This window comes from Paraeggerthella hominis (genome assembly GCF_021044775.1).
Taxonomy (GTDB): domain Bacteria; phylum Actinomycetota; class Coriobacteriia; order Coriobacteriales; family Eggerthellaceae; genus Paraeggerthella; species Paraeggerthella hominis.
In genome coordinates this window covers 116,901-136,278 of sequence record NZ_JAJNOQ010000003.1, presented here as the reverse complement: position 1 = coordinate 136,278, position 19,378 = coordinate 116,901, and the positions used below count along the sequence as shown (strand labels likewise).

At 63.6% G+C, this 19,378-nt stretch carries 16 protein-coding genes; all 16 read right to left on the bottom strand.

Annotated features, from left to right (window positions below):
• Nucleotides 1-99: 99 nt before the first annotated feature.
• Nucleotides 100-1,020, bottom strand: coding sequence for a diacylglycerol/lipid kinase family protein (locus tag LQE90_RS04455; RefSeq protein WP_216528917.1), 921 nt, complete (start codon nucleotides 1,018-1,020; stop codon nucleotides 100-102).
• 207 nt (nucleotides 1,021-1,227) lie between these two features.
• Nucleotides 1,228-1,725 (bottom strand): cyclic pyranopterin monophosphate synthase MoaC, encoded by a 498-nt coding sequence (moaC, locus tag LQE90_RS04450; RefSeq protein WP_216528918.1) that lies wholly within the window; start codon nucleotides 1,723-1,725, stop codon nucleotides 1,228-1,230.
• A 116-nt stretch (nucleotides 1,726-1,841) separates the two neighbouring features.
• Nucleotides 1,842-2,843: a GTP 3',8-cyclase MoaA gene (gene moaA, locus LQE90_RS04445; RefSeq protein ID WP_216528919.1), complete on the bottom strand. Its 1,002-nt coding sequence runs from the start codon at nucleotides 2,841-2,843 to the stop codon at nucleotides 1,842-1,844.
• Between the two features lie 155 nt (nucleotides 2,844-2,998).
• Entirely contained in the window at nucleotides 2,999-4,111 is a 1,113-nt protein-coding gene (locus LQE90_RS04440) for a sulfate/molybdate ABC transporter ATP-binding protein (protein ID WP_216528920.1), read from the bottom strand.
• Nucleotides 4,108-5,484 carry a molybdate ABC transporter permease subunit gene (gene modB / locus LQE90_RS04435; RefSeq protein ID WP_216528921.1) on the bottom strand — a complete coding sequence of 459 codons (1,377 nt, stop codon included), beginning with the start codon at nucleotides 5,482-5,484 and terminating at the stop codon, nucleotides 4,108-4,110. The genes LQE90_RS04440 and modB overlap by 4 nt, the downstream gene beginning before the upstream one ends.
• Nucleotides 5,485-5,604: 120 nt before the next feature.
• A complete protein-coding gene (locus tag LQE90_RS04430; protein ID WP_114567786.1) occupies nucleotides 5,605-6,513 on the bottom strand; it encodes a molybdate ABC transporter substrate-binding protein in 909 nt (302 codons plus the stop codon).
• 257 nt (nucleotides 6,514-6,770) lie between these two features.
• A complete protein-coding gene (locus tag LQE90_RS04425) occupies nucleotides 6,771-7,376 on the bottom strand; it encodes an ABC transporter ATP-binding protein (protein ID WP_216528922.1) in 606 nt (201 codons plus the stop codon).
• A 127-nt stretch (nucleotides 7,377-7,503) separates the two neighbouring features.
• Nucleotides 7,504-8,397 (bottom strand): ATP-binding cassette domain-containing protein, encoded by an 894-nt coding sequence (locus LQE90_RS04420; protein ID WP_216528923.1) that lies wholly within the window; start codon nucleotides 8,395-8,397, stop codon nucleotides 7,504-7,506.
• Nucleotides 8,398-8,414: 17 nt separating this feature from the next.
• On the bottom strand, nucleotides 8,415-9,299 hold the full coding sequence (locus LQE90_RS04415; RefSeq protein ID WP_231088200.1) for an ABC transporter permease: 885 nt from the start codon (nucleotides 9,297-9,299) through the stop codon (nucleotides 8,415-8,417).
• On the bottom strand, nucleotides 9,292-10,284 hold the full coding sequence (locus LQE90_RS04410; RefSeq protein ID WP_114567789.1) for an ABC transporter permease: 993 nt from the start codon (nucleotides 10,282-10,284) through the stop codon (nucleotides 9,292-9,294). Before LQE90_RS04410 ends, LQE90_RS04415 begins: the two co-directional genes overlap by 8 nt.
• Before the next feature lie 16 nt (nucleotides 10,285-10,300).
• Nucleotides 10,301-11,950, bottom strand: a complete 1,650-nt coding sequence (locus LQE90_RS04405; protein WP_216528924.1) for an ABC transporter substrate-binding protein — start codon at nucleotides 11,948-11,950, stop codon at nucleotides 10,301-10,303.
• 179 nt (nucleotides 11,951-12,129) lie between these two features.
• Nucleotides 12,130-14,289 carry an NAD-dependent DNA ligase LigA gene (gene ligA / locus LQE90_RS04400; protein ID WP_216528925.1) on the bottom strand — a complete coding sequence of 720 codons (2,160 nt, stop codon included), beginning with the start codon at nucleotides 14,287-14,289 and terminating at the stop codon, nucleotides 12,130-12,132.
• Between the two features lie 115 nt (nucleotides 14,290-14,404).
• Nucleotides 14,405-14,932 (bottom strand): HdeD family acid-resistance protein, encoded by a 528-nt coding sequence (locus LQE90_RS04395; protein WP_114567792.1) that lies wholly within the window; start codon nucleotides 14,930-14,932, stop codon nucleotides 14,405-14,407.
• 48 nt (nucleotides 14,933-14,980) lie between these two features.
• On the bottom strand, nucleotides 14,981-15,919 hold the full coding sequence (locus tag LQE90_RS04390) for an NAD(P)H-hydrate dehydratase (protein WP_216528926.1): 939 nt from the start codon (nucleotides 15,917-15,919) through the stop codon (nucleotides 14,981-14,983).
• 584 nt (nucleotides 15,920-16,503) lie between these two features.
• On the bottom strand, nucleotides 16,504-17,061 hold the full coding sequence (acpS, locus tag LQE90_RS04385; protein ID WP_231088199.1) for a holo-ACP synthase: 558 nt from the start codon (nucleotides 17,059-17,061) through the stop codon (nucleotides 16,504-16,506).
• Between the two features lie 13 nt (nucleotides 17,062-17,074).
• Entirely contained in the window at nucleotides 17,075-18,904 is a 1,830-nt protein-coding gene (gene glmS, locus LQE90_RS04380; protein ID WP_216528927.1) for a glutamine--fructose-6-phosphate transaminase (isomerizing), read from the bottom strand.
• Nucleotides 18,905-19,378 lie beyond the last annotated feature (474 nt).

The window sequence follows — 19,378 nt, the reverse complement described above, 5'->3', positions numbered from 1 at the left end:
TCGCCGTCGCATCAAAGAACTCGCCAAAGCGCCATCGGCCGGCTCCGCGAACCTTGCGGGGCCGGCCGATCTGATGCTGCGGGCGCGGACCGCCCGGCTTCACGCCATGGGCATCAGCACATGCAAGGCGCCTCGGTCCACGGAGATGTCGAACGTGCGCCCGCTCAGGCGCTCGCCGTCCACCTGAGCGGGCGGCGCCTGGTCGAATTCCACGCGCAACGTGCGACAGCGCCGCAGCTCGACCTGCTTGAACCCCACATGCTTGCCATCCTTGGCGCGCATGAAGATGCACAGAGCGCGCGCAACGCTCACGGGAGGATGCGCAATGCAAACGTCCAAGAACCCGTCATCGACAAGCGCATCCGGGCAAATCTTGAATCCGCTACCGTAATACGGCCCGATCTGCACGGCGAACATGATGGATTGCGAGTCGACAGCCTTGCCTCCGTCGAAAGAAGCGCGATACCGGTATAGATCAAGATGGTGCAGCAGCTGGTCGACGCCGCTTTCCATATAGAGGAGCGCGCCCGTCCGCCCCGTGCGCACGCGACGATCCACCGTATCGTGAGCGATGGCGGCATCCAATCCGAACGAAAGCGTTTCAAGGAACCAATCGTCGTTCACACGCCCCACGTCCACCGGACGAGCCTGCGCCGCCAGCACCTGCGCGCACGCCTCGTCAACCTTGTGCGACATGCCCAACGTGCGCGCGTAGTCGTTGCCCGACCCCACGGGAACAACCCCCAGCGCAGGGCGACGATCGAGCGGCCTTCGAAGCAACCCGCCGGCTACTTCGTGGATAACGCCGTCTCCGCCCAATGCGACCACGGTCGAACAACCCTCGGCACGCTCGGCAATCTCGGACGCATGTCGCGGACCCGCCGTGCGAGCAAGAACCACCCGATCCTCGCCCAGCTGCGCACGCAAGGCGGCAGCCGCCCGGTCGGCAGCCGCCGCTCCGTTGCCGTTTTGCGCCGCAGGATTCGCGATCAGCAGAATTGTTCCCTCGGATGGCGACATGAAGATCCTTCCATTCCCGAAAAGCAGGGGCATAGCGCCCCGATAGGTTTCGCATTATAGGCGAAAGGGATCCCTCGGCAAAGAAGCCGCCGGGCAGATGCGTTCAATCCCAAACCCGGCCGACAATCGGGGCCGAGCAGCAATGCTCGACCCCGCCTCCACGCACCTGGCAAGTCCTGTGCGCCCTATGCGGTCCCGCGCGAAACCTTAGCGCTCCCACAGACCGGTTTTGCCGCCGTCTTTCTTGAGCAGGCGCACGTCCATGATCTCCATGCCGCGATCGACGGCCTTGCACATGTCGTAGATCGTAAGGCACGCCACGCTGGCCGCGGTCAGCGCCTCCATCTCGATCCCCGTCTTTCCGGTAACGCCGCAGGTGGTCGTCACGTGAACGCCCACAATCCCGTCTGCGCGCTCCCCTTCGGCTACGGGGGCGCACTCAACCTTCGCCTTCGTGATGTTGAGCGGATGGCACATGGGAATAAGGTCGCTCGTGCGCTTCGAGGCCATCACGCCGGCCACGCGCGCACACGCCAGCACGTCGCCCTTCGCAGCCTTGCCCTCGACGATGAGCGCAAGCGTTTCAGGCTGCATGGCGATGAACCCCTCCGCCACGGCAACGCGCTCGGTGTCGGCTTTCTGCGACACGTCAACCATGCGCACGGCGCCGTTCTCGTCAATATGGGTGAGGTGCTGATCGGTCATAAGGTGCTCCTTGGTTCGTGAACTCACAGGTTGAAAACCGCAGGCTGGCACTCGCAAGCCTGCAAGAAGGGCGAACGGAAAACACGGCTCGGCAATCCGCGGATTGCCGAAAGCCGCTACCCGCCAATTTGGCTCATGCCCCTTTCGGTGCCCACCTTGTCGTGGTGCTCGTCGGGCTTCGCCCCCAACGCGCGCGCGAACACGGCGCGCTGCTCGGCTTCGCCGCCCTCGCGCAGCGCGGTGCGCAAATCGTACTCGTCGTCCGAGAACAGGCACGGACGAAGCTTGCCATCAGCCGTCAGGCGCAGGCGGTTGCACTCGCTGCAGAAGTGGCGCGACAAGGGGCTGATGAAGCCCACCGTACCCTGCGCGTTCGGAAACTCGAAGTAGCGCGCGGGACCCCATCCAAGCGGGCGATCGGTGCCGGCAGGAACCAATTCGTCCATGCCCGCAGCACGAGCACGCTCGTTGATGATGTCGAACAGCTCTTCGCTTGGAACCACGTCCTCTTTGCCCCAACCGCACCCGTGGCCGCCAGAGCTTTCGCCGACGGGCATGTACTCGATAAAGCGAACGTGCAGCGGCCGATCGATCGAAAGCTTCGCGAAAGCCAGGTAGTCCTGGTCCAAGCTGCGCACGGCCACCGCGTTGATCTTGACGGGATTGAACCCAGCCTCCAAAGCCGCATCGATGCCGTCGAGCGTCTGCTGGAGCTCGCCTCGGCGCGTGACCTGGCGGAACTGGTCGGGATCGAGCGTGTCCAGGGAAATGTTCACGCGCGACAATCCCGCATTCTTCAGCTCGTCCGCCATCTTGGGCAGCAAGACGCCGTTCGTGGTCATGGACACGTTCTCAATGCCGGGCGTATCGGAAATAGCGCGAATCAAATCAGCCACGCCCAGACGAACAAGCGGCTCTCCGCCGGTCAAGCGGATGCTCCTGATGCCCATTCCGGCCGCCACGCGCACCGCCTGCTCTATCTCCTCGATGCGCAGGATGTCCTCGTGGGCAAGCGACTGAACGCCCTTTTCGGGCATGCAGTAAATGCAACGGAAATTACAGCGATCCGTCAGCGATATCCTCAAGTAATCGATGGTACGACCATGGGTATCCTTCATGGAGACCACGCTCCCTTCTCGTCTGAGGATATAGTATAGGACATGATCCAGCATTATGAGTCGAACTTCTTTCGCAATCGCACCACAGAAGCCCGATCGCAACCGATCGCGCGTCCGAGAAAACGAAACCTCCCGCTTCGGGAGGCTCCGTCGTCCTATTTCTCCACCAGGTACACCCTGTCGGACGGAATGCGCATCCATAGCTCGTCGCCTTCGCGCGGCAGCTTGTCCGCGGCAACGGTCAGCTTGTCCACGCGCCAGAACAGGTGCTGGTGCAGGTACTTCATCTCATCGTCGGTACGCTTCACCGTAGGCACGGCCCGATCGTCTCGATCGAGAAATCCCAGCAGCGCCGTTCGCTCGAAGCGCGAATCGCTCACTCGGTCGACCCGCACCCGGTACGCATTGGGGCCCGGCCCCTCCGCCCGTTCGAGGAAGAACGCGCGCACGCCAAGCGTCTCCACGTTTTGCGGCACCTCGTCTTGCGTGTCAACCTCGATGCCCCACTTGGGCAGCCATACCCGATGCGAGCCCGCGCGCTCCGCCGGCGTGGCGTTCTTGCAGCCGGAAAGCTTGATGCCTGCCGTCGATTGCGGACGATTGACCAGGTCATCGCCCGTCCCCATCTCCACGATGCACCCCGACTCCACCACAGCGATGCGGTCGCAGAAGCGCAGCGCCTCGTCGATGTCGTGGCTCACGTACAGCACGGTTCCGTGGAACGCGTCGAACAGGCTGACCAGGTTCTGCTCGAGCACGCTCTTCAGGTGCGCGTCCAAGGCGGAAAACGGCTCGTCCAGCATGAGAATGCCCGGTCGCGCGGCCAGCATGCGGGCCAACGCCACGCGCTGCTGCTGGCCGCCGGACAACTGCGCAGGGTAGCGGGTCTCGAACCCTTCCAGCCCGAAGCGCTTGAGCTCCGAGGCAACGCGCGCCGCCCGATCGGCCTTCGGCACGTCCCGCCCGATGCCCGCGCCCACGTTGCCCGCCACGGTCAGATTGGGAAACAGCATGTAGTTCTGGAACAGCAGGGCCGTTTTGCGCGCCTGAGGCTTCAAATTGATGTTGCGCTCGGAATCGAAGAACACTTGCCCGTTCACCACGATACGTCCCTCATCAGGAGTTTCGATGCCCGCAATGCAGCGCATGGTCAGGCTCTTCCCGCATCCCGACGCCCCCAGAAAGCCCAACGTCTCGTCGCCCGCCTCGAACGCCACGTCCAGCTGAAACGACGAGAACTTCTTCTTGATATCAACCTCAAGGCTCATAGCGCATCAACTCCTCGCCGATACTTCGTCGTGCGCCGTCCCCACAAGTTGATGAACAGGATGACCACGAAGCTGAATACCAAAATGACGCACGTCCAGAACAGCGCCACGTCCACGTTGCCGCTCATCCACTCGAAGTAGATGGCGATGGGCACCGTGCGCGTAACGCCAACGTAATTGCCGGCCAAGAACAACGTGGCGCCGAACTCGCCCAAAGCGCGGGCGAACGAGAGCACCGTCCCCGCCGCGATGGACGACCATGAAAGCGGCATCATGAGCTTGAAGAATATCTTGCGATTGGACCAGCCGAGCGTGCGCGCGGCATCCAGCATGTTTCGATCAAGGCTTTCGAAGGCACCGCGAGCGCTGCGGTACATCAGGGGAAACGCCACCACGACCGCCGCGATGACCGTTGCCGGCCAGCTGAAGATAAGCGGGAACCCTATGTCGATGAACCACTGTCCCAGCGCCGTGTTCTTTCCAAGCGCCAGCAGCAGGAGAAAGCCGCACACCGTAGGCGGCAGCACCATGGGAATGGTGAACACGGCGTCGGCGATGTCCTGCGCGCGCTTCGGGATGCGCAGGCTGAAGTACGCCGCGGCAAGCCCCAGCACGAAGATGAACACGATAGCCGTGCCGGTGGTCTTGAGCGTGACCCACAGCGGCGACAAGTCTATGCCGCGCAGAAACTCGACGAGCGACGCCACGCCCGTTGCGGGCGGAGCTATGTCGACGGCACCGGGTTCGACGATCTTGAGAAAGTCGACGTGCGTCGGGCGAACCAGCCCGTCCACCGCCGTCGACACCACGTCGGAACCGTCCTCGCCGATAGCCGTGACGTAGTACTTTCCCGTGCCGACCTCGACGGCGAAGCTGTACACGATGCCGCCCACCGTGAAGCTGGGCTTGTCCGTGAAATGCCAGGGAACGTCGGCGCTCATCACAACGCCGCCGTTGAGGGCGGCCTTGTCAAGCGCAAGAAAGTACTCCCGCAGCTGACTTTGGGACGCAGGGTCGGCAACGTCGCACAGCCCGTGCGCAGACGGCGGGACGTACACCACGACGTATTCCTCGGAGGCTACGGCAACCGCGTAATCCGCAGAGCTTCCCTGATAGTAGCTGTAGCCCAGGTAGCGTCCTTCCAATTCGCGGTTCGAGCCCTTCTGAGCGCGGGAAAACTGGTCGACGGCGAACGTCGCGCCCTCGATCAGAGCGGACTCGCCTTCAGCCGAAACGACCACGCCTCCAGTATCCGACGACGTTTCGACCGACGAACCGCCATCCGCAGGCTCGTCGCAAAACGCGACGGAAGGGCCTGCAACGCCGAAGGCCAAAACCGCCGCCAGCAAGAAGGCGCCTATGCGTTTTCCCATCTTGATCCCACTTTCACGTCGCACGGATTTCGCGATCGTACCACAAAGAAGAAGGATGGGAAGACCCGGCCCTCCCATCCTTCTTGTAAAGTTGCATGCGCCCCCAGCTTGGCGAGTCCGCTAGGCTGCCAGCTCGAAGCCCCATTCCTGCCATATCTTGATGGCGCCCTCGTTGGTGAAGGCCCAGTCCAAGAACTCCTGAGCAGCTGCAGGATTCTTGGAATCGGCGCAGATCGCCGCAGGGTACAGGATCTTCTTGTGCGTATCCGCAGGAACCGTGCCCACGATCTTCACGCCGCCGAAGCGGTATACGTCCGAGCTGTACACCATAGCCAGATCCACGTCGCCGGAATTGGCGTACGAGCACACGTTGCCCACCGAGGACCCCTCGGTGACCTTGCCTGCAAGCGGCGTGCCCTCGAAGGTGCCCTCCTTGCCGGAAGATTCCTTGCCGACGGCGCCATCGGCGCTGATCCAGCAAGGCGGTTCGGTGGTGGACAGCGCCTGCTTGGCATAGTTGCCCGCCGGAACGTTGGCGTCGCCTACGGCCAGCGTGTAGGTCCCGGCCGAAAGATCTTCCAGCTTGATGTCGGAGACGGCGGCATTGTTTTCGCCCGTAACCAGCACCAACTCGTTAGTGAACATGTCGAAGCGGGTCGCCGCGTCAACGTAGTTGGAATTCACGGCCGTATCCATGGTGGCCTTCGATGCCGTAATCAACACGTCGGCATACGAACCGGCTCCCAGCATTTCGTTCAGCGTACCGGAAGCCTCGTACTGGGTGTCGGCGAAAGAAACCCAGCCGTGGTCCTGCTTGTACAGGGCCTGAACCTCTTCCATGGCCTTCGACAGCGAGTTCGCCGCGAATATCTGCAGCTCAACGGCCTCGTGCGATTCTGCGTTGGATTGGTTTTCCGCGTTCTGAGGCTCTTCGGCCTTCGGCTCGGACGAACAGCCGAAGAGGGCGAACGCGCCCACCATGGCGAACGCGCACGCCGCCGCAAGCATGATGCGGGTATGCTTCTTCATGAAATCCCTTTCTCGCGCCTTCTCTTGACTATCCCCCGGATCCACCGCGCCTGCCAAGCAAGCGGCAGCCGCAGCTACCGTACGGAATCAGTCGCAGACCCGAGACTGTTCCTTATATTATTCTTAAAAGAAGATATAGTCAATTGGAAATGTTCTCTAAAAAGATCAGAGGAAGCGATAGGCAAACCAAGCAGGTCACCAGGCTGCATAGCGGCCAAGCCCCCGGATTTTCGGCCGACAGAGCTTTGCCCGACCCATCAATTTCGCCCGGTCAAATCCACCACGCGCGTAGCAATGCGGTCGGTAAGCGCCGGCGAATGGGATACGAACACCAGGCCTATGCCCCGGCGCTTCGTCTCGTTCACCAAAAAGCGCCAGATCTGAGCCTGCGTCACGGCATCGAGCATAGTAGACACCTCGTCGGCGATCAGGTAACGCGGATGCACCGCCAGCGCGCGGGCAATGCAGAACCGCTGCAGCTCCCCGCCCGAAAGCTCATGAGGAAACCGGGAAAGCCAACGACGCTGGATGCCCAGGTCGTCAAGGAGATCTTCGGATACAGGACCCGCTTCTTCAAGTGTTTTCCGCATGCGCATGCGCGGGTCCACAGCCGTTTCCGGGTGCTGCCAGATCATCTGCACGGGGCTGGCCCCGCGATCGGGCAACGGGTTGCCGTCCACCAAGATCCGGCCAGCCTGCGGTTGCTCGAACCCGGCCAGCAACCGGCACAGCGTCGTCTTCCCGAATCCGGAAGGAGCCGACAAGGCTACGCGCTCATCAGGCGCAACCGCCAAGTCGAACCCCTCGTACAGCAATCGGGCGGTCCCGGGATACGCATAGGAAATGCCGCAGGCCTCTAGCATGGCGCGCCTCCGTCCATCGCAAGCGTCGCGCATGCCGTCGTGCAAACGACGGAGCGAAGCCCCGCCGCGTCCTCGGCCTTCCCGTATCGGCACCGGCTCCGGTCCGCATTCGAGCGAATCGCCAGCATCAAACCTCACCCTCTTCAAAACCGTGCTCCGGCAACGCGCGCCAAAGCGCACGGCTGAACTCGTGCTGCAGCAAGTCGGGCGAAGCGAAGTTCGCAACCGCCGTCTCCTCCACCACCGTCCCGTCGCGAAACACCGCCACGCGGTCGGCCACGCGCAAAGCCAGCTCGATGTCGTGCGTGATGAGCATGACGCCGCCGCCCGCATCGGCGAAAGCGCGGAAATCGTCGAGCGCGCGAACGGCTAGGTCCAAATCAAGACCAGGCGTCGGTTCGTCGGCGATGATGACGCGCGGATCGTCCATGAGCGCGCAGCACAGAAGCACGCGGCGCGCCATGCCCCCGGACAGCTCGAAGGGATACAGGTTCGCAACCTCCGCGGAAAGGCCGTACCGCTCGAACAGCTCTTCGCGCCTGCGGCGGCGCTCGGACCGCGCTGCGCCCGTCCGGGCAAACCCTTCCACCTGCTTGCCCACCTTCATAAGCGGATCCAGGTAATTCACGCTTTGGGGAACCAGGGAAATCCCGCGCCCGCGCACATGCGCGAGCGCGGACGCGCTTTGCAGCTGGCCGTCGAACCAGATGCGGCCGCGCACGGTGGCGTTCGGCTCGAACAGCCCCAACACCGCATCGGCCAAGAGCGTCTTGCCCGACCCCGACGCACCCACCACGGCCACGATCTCCCCCACGTGCACCGAAATGCTCAGGCTTCGAATGACCTCGACCTCGCGCTGCTTCGCTCGAAAGAACGAAACGTCCTCTTCGTACATCCGAAACCCGATGCTCAGGTCTTCCACTTGCAGCAGGTGGTGCCCGTGATCGTGCCGGGACGCTTCCGCATGCGCGTGATGATGGTGGGTCTGCGCATCGGCATGTTGCGTCAGCTCGTGCTCCATAGTCGCTCGTCGCCCCCCTATTCCTGCGAACTGTGCGGGTCGACCAGCTTGCGCAGGTTCGAGCCCGCCACGTCGAACAGCAGCACGGTCGCGATCAGCGCCAAGCCCGGAAACACCGCCAGCCACCACATGCCGGCCGAAAGGTAGCCCATCGATTCGCTGAGGATCACGCCGATGGCAGGCTGCTCAGGCGGCAGTCCGAATCCGAGGAACGTAATGGCTGCCTCATGCAGGATGGCATGGGGAAACAAAAGGATAAGCCCCACCAAGAACTGCGGCAGCACGTAGGGAAGCATGTGCTTCACGGCGATGCGCGCAGGGCTTTGCCCCAGCTTGCGCGCTGCAGCCACGAACGTCGATTCCTTGCATTGCAGGATCTCCGCGCGCACGACGCGAGCCAAACTCGGCCAGTGCGTGATCGCGACGCCGATGGTCACGCCCCAAAAGCCCTTGCCGAGCGCAAACGATATCAAGATGAGCAGCACGATGTGCGGCACGCCCATCATCAGGTCGATAAGCCAGGTGACGACAGCGTCCACCTTCTTGCCGCCCAGCGCGGCGGCCGCGCCCAGAACCAGCGCGATCACCGACGAGACGCCCGCAGCCAGCAAGCCCACGAGCACGCTGGTCGACAGGCCCGCCAACGTGCGCAGCAGCATGTCGCGGCCCATCCAATCGGTGCCGAACGGATGCTCCCAGCTAGGCGCAAGGTTCTTGAGCGCGAAATCGGTGTCCATGGCGGAGCCGGTCACCGCAAGGCCCGCCGCCACGATGGCCGCAAGCGCAGCCACGGCCACCGCGAACGCCGCCAGCGTCAGCCTCCGATTGCCCACGCGCGCCTTGCGAGGCCGATAGAGCACGGGCGCCGGCGCTTCACCGGCTATGCGAGCCAGATCAGACACGGGACCCCCTTTTCTCCGAACGTCGCATGCGCGGATCGACCACGCCGTACAAGACGTTGGCAATCAAATTGCCGCCGAACACGAACGCCGCCGAGAAAAGCGCGATCCCGGCCAGCAGGGCCACGTCGCCGCCCAGGCCGGCCGTCACGGCCGCCTGGCCCAGCCCCGGATAAGAGAACACCTGCTCCACCAGCACCGACCCGCCGAATATCTCGGAAATCGACGCGAACTGCAAGGTCAGGGCGGGAAGCGCCAGGTTGCGCAAGCCATGCCGGCGAACGGCGCCCCACGTGGAAAGGCCGCGCGCTCGAGCGAAGCGCACGTAGTCGCTTTCCAAAACGTCGATGGTCTTCTCGCGCGTGTGCAGCGCGATGTTGGCCACGCCCACCACCGACAGCGTGAGGGCGGGAAGCGCCAGATGATGAAGCGCGTCGGCAAAGGTCACGTCCGCCGCAGACACGCCGATGGGAACCGAGAAGCCGAACGGGAACCACCCCAGCCACACGGAAAACACGATAAGAAACACCAGGCCGAGCCAGAACGTCGGCACGGACGCCAGCAAAAAGCAGTACCCCTTCACCACCCGGTCGACCAGCTTGCCGCGGTTCACGCCCGCCAAAATGCCCAAGGCGAACCCCAGCACCCCGCTGACCGCCCAAGCAGTTGCCATGAGCGCAAGCGAATTCAGCGCGCGCGTGCCGATGACGTCGGCCACCGGCGCGTTGTAGCGCAGGGACGTGCCCATATCGCCGCGCAGGAAGTCGGACGCCCAGTTCGCGTACCGCTCCCACAAAGGCGTGTTCACGCCCCAGTACTCCGCCAACTGCGCACGCTTCGCCTCGCTCATGTTGATATAGGCGGCCTGGCCCACGTTCGCCTGCACCGGATCAACCGGCGATACGCTTACCAGGACGAACGTTACGAGGCTCACCGCAATCATGAGCAAGACGAACTTCGCTATGTTCCGAAAGATGAACCGGGGCATGAACGAATACTATACGCTACATCCACGCCCACTGGTCGACGTTGTTCACGAGCGACCATCCATGACCGTGCGGATGCGGCTTCTGCTCGGCCACTTTGAGGTTGTCCTTCGCGAAATACAAGTGGTCGATGTTGGCGAACCACACCCACGGAGCCTCGCCCTGCGGCGCGAAGCCTTCGCTGCCGTCCCATTGGGCTTTCTTCCAGAATTCGTAGGAGTCTTCGACGCGCGGCTGAGCAAGCGCTTCATCCAGATAACGGTCGGTCGTAGCGCTCTGGTAGCAGGCGTAGTTCCCCGTGCCCTTGGAATAGAACAGGTTGTAGATCTCGGTGGGTGCGTTCGTGCCCCATCCCCACACCACGGGGTCGCTGAACTGATGCGGGTACAAATCGTCCCAGCTCACGCCCTTGACAGACACCTCGATGCCCAGCTCCTTCATCTGGTTGGCAAACTCTGACGCGATCGCCTGGCGCACCGTGTCGCTGGCCGAGTAGTACAGATCGAACGCCGCGCGCGTACCGTCCTTCGCGCGTATGCCGTCAGAACCGGCGGCCCAGCCGGCATCGTCGAGCAACTTCTTGGCCTTGTCCCGATCGGTCGCGCACTTCATATCGGGCGACGACCACGGCATGCCGTCGCCGACGCTGTACGCCACCGTGCCGAAGCCTCCGAGCACGGCATCGATCATCTTGTCGCGGTCGACGCCGTAGTTGATGGCCCGACGCACGGCCAGATCGCTCGTGACCGCGTTGCCCACGGCGTACTCGCCCTTCTCGTCCTTCTTCGTGCCGCCCGGAGCCGTTACGGGAAGCGAGATGCCACGGGAATCGACGGACTTGCAGTTCAGCAAATCGTAGCCGCTCGGCTGGTTCGCCGCGAACGTCGCAGAGGTGTACGCCACGTCCACCTGGCCGGACTTGGCAGCGGCAAGCGACGCATCCTCTTCCATGAACACCGCCACCACGCGCTCCATGCGCGGAGCCTCCCCGTAGTAGTCGGGGTTCGCCTTGAGAATGACCTGCTGGCCCTTGTCCCACTGCTCCAGCATGTAGCGGCCGCTGCCAATAGGGTTGGCTCCGTACTCTTTACCGTACGCGTGCTCGGGCACAATGCCGACCACCGCCAGCGTGTACAGCAGCGCATTGAACGGCTTGGCCATGTTGATCACCACGGTGGTGTCATCGGGCGCTTCGGCGGCCTTCACCATGGACAAGTCGCATTCCGACGCATCGGAGTTCAAGATGCCGTTGATGGTGAAGGCGACATCGGACGCCTTGAGCGGCGTGCCGTCGGTGAATTTGATGTCGTCGCGAATCTTGAACGTCCACGTCATGCCATCCTGAGCGCATTCGTACGACGTGGCTACGTCGTTCACGAACTCCAGATCGGCGTTCGTGGTGATGAGCGTGGATTGGATCAGCGGCTCGTGCACATGCTCGCCGCAGCCCCAGGACACCAGCGGATCGAATCCCGCCGCCGGCTCCGATCCCGTGGTCATGGACACCACCACCTGGTTCTTCGGAGCCGTTGCGCCGTCGGCGCCGGCTTCGGGCTTGGACGCCGCGTTGTTGTCGGATGCACACGAAGCAAGCAGGCCGCCCAGCGAAAGCGCGGCAACGCCAGCCGCCGATGCCTTCGCGAAATCCCTTCGGGTAATACCGTTCATGAAAACCTCCCATGCGAACAAAGCGCGTAGCTTCCCGCACACTTGTAGTGTTACGGTTTCTATTTGCGTAACACACTATAGCATGCAAAACGGGTACCGGGTGTTACGGACTTTCATATCGTAACTTCCTCGGTAGGCGCGCGCTTCCCGCCGCGAACGGCAAGGCGACCCGCAGGACCCTACGCGTCGATCGCGTCGGTTGCGCCGATCGCAGCGGCGGGCGCCTCCCCCGTTTCCAGAATGCGCAGCAGCGCCGCTTCGTCCAAGATGGGAACGCCCAGGGAAACCGCCTTGTCGTACTTGCTGCCAGCCGCCTCGCCAGCCACCACGAAGCTGGTCTTCTTCGACACGCTGCTCGACACCTTGGCGCCGCGCGCTTTCAGAGCGCCGCCCGCCTCGTCGCGCGTCATCCCGCTTTCCACAAGCGACCCCGTCAGCACGAACGTCAAGCCCGCAAGCGTTTGGGGCAGCTGATCGCCAGCAGCAGCGGCTTCGTCCTTCAGCGCCACGCCATGCTTGCGCAAACGCTCGATCACGGCCACGTTGTCGGGCGTGCGCAAAAACAGGTACGCGCTCCGCGCGATCTTCGGGCCCACGCCGTCGATGGCGGCCAGGTCCTCTTCGGTGGCCTTCATAAGCGCATCGGCGCTCGGATACGCAGCAGCCAGCAGCTCGGCGATGGTCTTGCCCACGTGGCGGATGCCCAAGCCGAACAACGCGCGCGCGAAGGGGCGCGTCCGACTTTCGTCGATAGCGGCCACCAGCTTCTTCGCCACGGTCGATCCCAGCCGAATGGGATCGCCGTCTTTATTGACGCGACCCATGTCCAAAAGCGAAAGCTCCACCTCGTCCAGCGTGTAGTAATCGGCAACGTCGGTCAAGCGCCCGCTCTCCACCAGGCGCGACACGATCTCCTCGCCCATGCCGTCGATGTCCATAGCCCCGCGGCTCGCCCAATGGAGCAGGCGCTCCAAAGCCTGCGCCGGGCAATCGATGGAAATGCAGCGGAAATCCACCTCGCCCTCTTCGCGAATGACAGGGCTTGCGCAACTCGGGCACGAGGTCGGCATGCACCACGGCGCAGCGTCGGTCGGGCGGAGGGACAGCACGGGACCTAGAACCTCGGGAATGACGTCGCCCGCCTTGCGGATGATAACGGTATCGCCCACGCGCACGTCCTTGCGCTGAACCTCGTCTTCGTTATGGAGCGTGGCTCGGGCAACGGTCGATCCGGCCACGACCACCGGGTCCAGCTCGGCCACCGGCGTAAGCTTGCCGGTACGCCCCACCTGCACGGTGATGTCACGCAAAAGCGTGGTCTTTTCCTCGGGCGGGAACTTGAACGCGATAGCCCACCGCGGCGCGCGCGCCGTGTAGCCCATCGATTCCTGCTGCGAGAAGGAGTTCACCTTGACCACCACGCCGTCGATCTCGTACGGCAGCTCCTCGCGCCGTTCGAGCGCGCGTTCGCAGAACGCATGCACCGCCTGAGCCGTCTGGCACAGCTCGACGTCGGGATTGACGTGGAAGCCGGCTTCGCGCAGCCACTGCAGCAGCTCCCATTGCCCTGCGGCGTGCAGTCCGCGCTCGTCGGCAACCGCGTAGACGAACGTCGACAGATCGCGATGAGCCGTGATGGAGGGGTCTTTTTGGCGCAAGCTGCCGGCAGCGGCGTTGCGGGGATTGGCGAACGCCTGCTTGCCGTTAGCCTCGGCCGCCGCGTTCAGGGACTGGAAACTCGACTTCGGCATGTACACCTCTCCGCGCAGCTCGACGGAGCCGTCCGGATCGACCAAGCCCGCCATGCCCTGCTCGCGCAAGCGCAGCGGCACGTCCTTGACCGTGCGCATGTTGGCGGTCACGTCCTCGCCCGTCGTGCCGTCGCCGCGCGTCGCCGCGCGCACCAGACGCGCGCCTTCGTACGTAAGGGCTATGGACGATCCGTCGATCTTGAGCTCGCAGCACACCGGCACCATGCGGCCGAACGCCTCGACCACGCGGTCGAGCCACGCGTCCAACTCTTCCAAGTCCATGGCGTTGTCGAGCGAGTACATCCTGCGCGCATGGCGCACGGGAGCGAACTGGTCGCCCACGTAGCCGCCCACGCGCTGCGTGGGGCTTGCGGGGTCGATCAGGTCAGGATGCGCCGCCTCCAGCTCGCGCAGTTCGCGCATGAGCGAGTCGAACGCCGCATCGGATATCTCGGGCGCATCGTTGGCGTAGTATAAATAAGTATGATGCTCGATTTCGTGCCGCAGCGCCTCCACGCGCGCCGCCGGATCGCTGGTCGCTTCCGCGAGCGCACGCTCGTCGAGCAGGGTTTGCTGTTCGTCTGCCATGGTCGCTTCTCCCGCCTTCGCCGCTATTCGGGAAGAAGGCCCCGATGAGTTCGGGGCCTTCGTTGGTATCGATATGAGATTCTACCATGCGCGCCCGCAGCGAACGCCGGCAACCTTATGCCATCATAGCCTTGCCAGCATTCCATCCGTAGAAGATCATCGACACGCCGCGCATCAGGACGAACACGGACAAGAACACGCTGAACGAAGCCGGCGAGAAGAAAAACGTCAAGCCGCACAGCACGCTCACCAGGCCGGAGAACGCCATCCAACCCCACAGGGGAACGCCGCTTTTGCGGATCTTGAACGCACCGACAACCTCGAACACGCCGAATGCCAGGAAAAACGCGCCCATAATCCACGGGATGACCGAGGCGAAGGCCAGCGGATGCAGCAAGAACATCAAACCGATCAAGATGTCCAGCACGGCATAGGCAATCACCCACCCCGACAAGTTCATGGCCTTATGGAACCTGATGTAGCTGATGATGTCGAACACGCCGGACACGAGAAACGCCGCACCCGCGATGGCCGTGATGGTCACAAGCGTCAAACCCGGTGCAAGCAGGAAAAAGAACGCGCATGCTATGAGCATGATACCTGCGACAACCAGGCCCCAATCATGCTTTTTCGTCGTATCCATGGATGGCTCCTTCACAAGCGTTCCGACGCCCCAACGGCGTCGCTCGATTCATTGTAGCGCACTCGCATGCAGCGGAGTCACTGTCAGAAGACCGTTTTCGCACTGTTGCGCGCCTGATTCGGCGAGCGACGCGACAGCCTGCGGAATGGCCGCGACAACGTCCTGCGCGACAACGCACACCGACGTCAAACGTGCCTCGGCAATCCGGGCGGCGCGGGCATGCAGCGACGCGGCCAGCACGCTTGCGTCGAACGCGTCCAACCCCTGCGCCAGAAGCGCGCCCGCCATGCCTGCCAGCACATCGCCCGTTCCCGCTTTCGCCAAAGCAGGCGTGCCTTCGCGCATGCACGCCACCCGATCGCCGTCTGAAATATAGGTGATCGGGCCTTTCACCAAGGCGATCACGCCGTACGAAAGCGCGATCAAGCGCGCCAGCGCGCACAGATCGTCTGTGGGCAGGTCGAGCGGCGCGGCCAAGCGCGCGGCTTCTCCCGCATGCGGCGTGACCACGGTGGGAAGCCCTCGAACGAAGCGCCGCTTGAGCAGCCGGCGACCCTTCGCAGACGAAAGCGCGTCAAGCCCGCCGCCGTCCACCAGCACGGGCGCCTCCGCGTGCTTGAGCAGCAGATGAACCAGACGCGTCGATTCCGCGTCCTGCACATCGAAGCCGCTGCCCACTGCGTACGCGCACGGCTTCCCCGGACGAGACGGCGCCAAGGCTCCCGACTGCAACGCCGCGCGCGAGCGCACGACAAGCGAGTAGCTAGCGGCGCGCACCAGGTTCGCAGCCGCCTCGTCAGTGAACGTTTCGGTGTAACCGGCGCCCATGCGCTCGGACGCGCACGACGCCAAACATGCCGCACCGGGATAGCGCGCGCTTCCCACCACGGCCACCAGCTTGCCGCGCGAGTACTTGTTCGCGTCATCGGCCGGCAACGGGAGCAGCGCGGCCAGCTCTTCCGGGGTATAGGTACGCACATCGTCCATAGCGACCGCCTTTCCAAGACGTTTCATGCCGCCAGTATACTCCAAGCGGAAACGACGTCCCGCACGTGCAAGCGCGAGCGACGCCTCTGCGCACAAGTGGCGCTCCATGCCCGCGCGCACAAGCGCGAGCCGCACCCCCGCGCACGAAAAACCGCCTTCGCTGGCAGGTTTTGACGGTTTGCGGTCGTTTGATCCGACCGGACGAACGCCCGCGAAGACGCAGCACAGCAGCCCAACGCTATGACCAGGGAAAATGAGAAACGCGGCGAACGCCAACGAAAGCGAGGCCCGACTCAACGACTTCTAAACGCAAAAACCTGCCAGCGAGGGCGGTTTTTCGTGCGCAGATCGATCCCCGCAGCGCTCGTTGGGCGCAGATCGATCCCAGCGACGCTCGCTGGACCCAAGATCGACCTCGGCAGCGCTCGCTGGACGCGAAATCGAGTCCGACGGCGCGCGCGGCGCCCAACGTCGGCCGCCGCGCGCGAACCCGGTTGCCGCACATCTTCAAGCAAGGCCAGAAGCGCCCGGTCAAGCCGCATGCGACCGCGCCCACGCCCGCATCCGCACCCCAAGCAGCCCGTCTACGAGGCGGGGTCGGCCTTCTTCGGCGCGTCCAGCTCGTCGAGCATGCTGCGCGCTTCCTTGAACTGCTTCGCCAGCTCTTCCATGGGGTTCACGCGCTCCTCTTGCGCGCGCACGGAATCCTCGGTGATGGCCATCGCGCAAGCTACCGCGTCGGTATGCGTGTAGGACAGCGACAACGGAAGCTCGCGAACGCCCTGCTCGCGCGCCACCTCCTTCGCACGACCCGACAGCACCACGTAGGGACGGCCCTTCGCGTTGCGCCGCACCTCGATGTCGCGCACGCCGATGCCCTGGGAGAACCCCGTGCCAAGCGCCTTCACCACGGCCTCCTTGGCCGCGAAGCGCGTGGCGTAATGCACCTCGGGCGCAGCCGTCGCGTCGCAATAGGCGCGCTCGTCCTCAGAGAACACGCGCGTACGGAAGCTGGGAGTGCGCTGCAGGATCGTCCGCATTCGAGCGATCTCCACAATGTCCATGCCCAAACCGACCGCGCCCTCCACGGCATCGAACATGCCGGCGGCATCGGACGAATCCACGCGTTTTCCCTGCTCCACGAACTCCCCTTCCCTATTCAACGGTCACGCTCTTCGCCAAGTTGCGCGGCTGGTCCACATCGCATCCTCGCTCGACGGCGATGGCGCGCGCGAACAGCTGCAGCGGCACGCTGGCGGTGATGGCGGAAAACGCATCGCGCACCTTCGGGATGTAGATGACATGATCGGCGTGCTGCTTGATCTCCTGGTCGCCCTCGGTGGCGATGGCCACCACCATGGCCCCGCGCGCCTTGCTTTCCTGCAAGTTGGAGATCAGCTTGTCGTAGACCGGGCTTTTCGTAGCTACGGCAATAACGGGAAAGCCCTCGTCGAGAAGCGCGATGGGGCCGTGTTTCATCTCGCCCGCCGGATACGCCTCGGCGTGCAGGTAGCTGATCTCCTTGAGCTTGAGCGCGCCTTCGTAGCTGATGGCGGCGCCCATGCCGCGTCCCACGAACAGCGCGCTGGCCGCGTCCTTGCACGCGCGCGCCGCCTCGTCGATAGCGGACGTGTCGGCCAAGATGCGCTCGACCTGATCGGCGGTGTCGGCTAGCTCGCGGAACAGAAGACGCACTTGGTTCATCTTGAGCTTGCCCTTCACCTGGGCCAACAGCATTGCCAGAAGCGTCAGCGACACCACCTGCCCCAAGAAGGACTTCGTGGACGCCACCGCGATCTCCTTGTTCGCCTTCGTGTAGATCACGCCGTCGCTTTCGCGGGCAACGGGCGAACCCACCACGTTGGTAATGCCGAACACACGCGCGCCCTTCACGCGGGCGTCGCGAATGGCGGCCAGCGTGTCGGCCGTCTCGCCCGACTGCGACACGGCAACCACCAGCGTAGTCGGCGTGATGATGGGGTTGCGATAGCGGAACTCGCTGGCAACCTCGACCTCCGTCGGGATGCGCGCCCAGCCCTCGATCAGGTTCTTCGCGATCAGCCCGGCATGGTACGACGTGCCGCACGCAATGACGTACACGCGGTCGATCAAGTTGAGTTCTTCAACGGACAGATCAAGCTCGTCGATAGCCAGCGCGCCGTTGACCAGGCGGCCCGCCAACGTGTCGCGGATGACGCGCGGCTGCTCGTGGATTTCCTTGAGCATGAAGTCGGGATAGCCGCCCTTTTCCGCCACGTCGACGTCCCAGTCCACATGCGTGATCTCAGGCTGGAATCGCTCGCCGCGAACGTTGAAGAACTCGGAGGATTCCGGCGTCAGCTTGGCGATGTCGCCGTCCGAAAGCACCGCCACGTCGCGCGTCGCGTCGATCACGGCGATGATGTCGCTGGCCACGTACGCGCCGTCGCCGGCAAGCCCCACCACCAGCGGCGAGTCTTTGCGCGACACCACGAGCGTTCCCGGCTCGTCGGAGCTGACCACCGCGATAGCGTACGCGCCGATCAGGCGCTCTGCAGCCTCGCGCACGGCCTGCATGAGGTCGTGGCTTTCGCGATACGCCTCCTCCACTAAATGCGGAATGACCTCGGTATCGGTCTGACTGGTGAAAACGTGGCCCAACCCCTCCAGCTCTTCGCGCAACTCGGCGAAGTTCTCGATAATACCGTTGTGCACCACCGCGATGCGACCATTGCACGACGTGTGCGGATGCGCGTTCGCTTCGCTCGGACGTCCGTGCGTAGCCCAACGCGTGTGCCCGATACCGCAGGTGCCGGTGAAATCGAAATGCCCGAGCGTGTGGGCCAAACTGCTTACCTTGCCCTTGCGATGAACGACTTCGAGCTTGCCGTCTTGCTCGATGGCCACGCCGGCCGAATCGTAGCCGCGGTACTCGAGCCGCGAAAGCCCCTCGATGAGAATGTCCTGAACGGGACGACGCCCCGTATATCCAACGATTCCGCACATGACGATGCTCCTAACGCACGCGGGTCATTCGGAAAACGCCGCGCGATCGGGATTCGAGCGCGGCTCGAAGACGTTTTTGACGTGCGCTATTGTAATTCAAGGGGTCGGCCCAAAGCTGCGAGCGTCCGGCGTTGTTGCGAATTTGCTCAATAAACGCATCTTTGCCGAAGCGCGCGACACGTCTCCACCGCCGCTTCGCGCGTTCCGTCCGGCCGCTTTGCAAGGTCGTTTCACCTGATGAGAAGCGCGCGCTTGATCCGCGCTAGAATTCTGCTAGAACGGCGGAAGGATCGGGGCGGAAACGCGCTAGATACGCGCAGGCCCCGCGCAAGAACCGTACTGCATGCGCGCTGGAGGCAGCGCACAACCGCGTGGTTTTTCGCTAGACGCACGTCATGAACCTGCTAGAACGCCTCGCTATGATGGAGCCACGGCATCGCGCTGGTGCCGCCATCGGCGAGAAAGGGAACGGCC

Coding starts and splice junctions, on each gene's coding strand:
- LQE90_RS04390 (WP_216528926.1), bottom strand. CDS start 15,919: ATGGACGATGTGCGTACCTATACCCCGGAAGAGCTGGCCGCGCTGCTC.
- modB (WP_216528921.1), bottom strand. CDS start 5,484: ATGGGAAAACGCATAGGCGCCTTCTTGCTGGCGGCGGTTTTGGCCTTC.
- LQE90_RS04455 (WP_216528917.1), bottom strand. CDS start 1,020: ATGTCGCCATCCGAGGGAACAATTCTGCTGATCGCGAATCCTGCGGCG.
- LQE90_RS04425 (WP_216528922.1), bottom strand. CDS start 7,376: ATGCTAGAGGCCTGCGGCATTTCCTATGCGTATCCCGGGACCGCCCGA.
- LQE90_RS04410 (WP_114567789.1), bottom strand. CDS start 10,284: ATGCCCCGGTTCATCTTTCGGAACATAGCGAAGTTCGTCTTGCTCATG.
- moaA (WP_216528919.1), bottom strand. CDS start 2,843: ATGAAGGATACCCATGGTCGTACCATCGATTACTTGAGGATATCGCTG.
- LQE90_RS04440 (WP_216528920.1), bottom strand. CDS start 4,111: ATGAGCCTTGAGGTTGATATCAAGAAGAAGTTCTCGTCGTTTCAGCTG.
- glmS (WP_216528927.1), bottom strand. CDS start 18,904: ATGTGCGGAATCGTTGGATATACGGGGCGTCGTCCCGTTCAGGACATT.
- LQE90_RS04420 (WP_216528923.1), bottom strand. CDS start 8,397: ATGGAGCACGAGCTGACGCAACATGCCGATGCGCAGACCCACCATCAT.
- moaC (WP_216528918.1), bottom strand. CDS start 1,725: ATGACCGATCAGCACCTCACCCATATTGACGAGAACGGCGCCGTGCGC.
- LQE90_RS04430 (WP_114567786.1), bottom strand. CDS start 6,513: ATGAAGAAGCATACCCGCATCATGCTTGCGGCGGCGTGCGCGTTCGCC.
- LQE90_RS04405 (WP_216528924.1), bottom strand. CDS start 11,950: ATGAACGGTATTACCCGAAGGGATTTCGCGAAGGCATCGGCGGCTGGC.
- ligA (WP_216528925.1), bottom strand. CDS start 14,289: ATGGCAGACGAACAGCAAACCCTGCTCGACGAGCGTGCGCTCGCGGAA.
- LQE90_RS04395 (WP_114567792.1), bottom strand. CDS start 14,932: ATGGATACGACGAAAAAGCATGATTGGGGCCTGGTTGTCGCAGGTATC.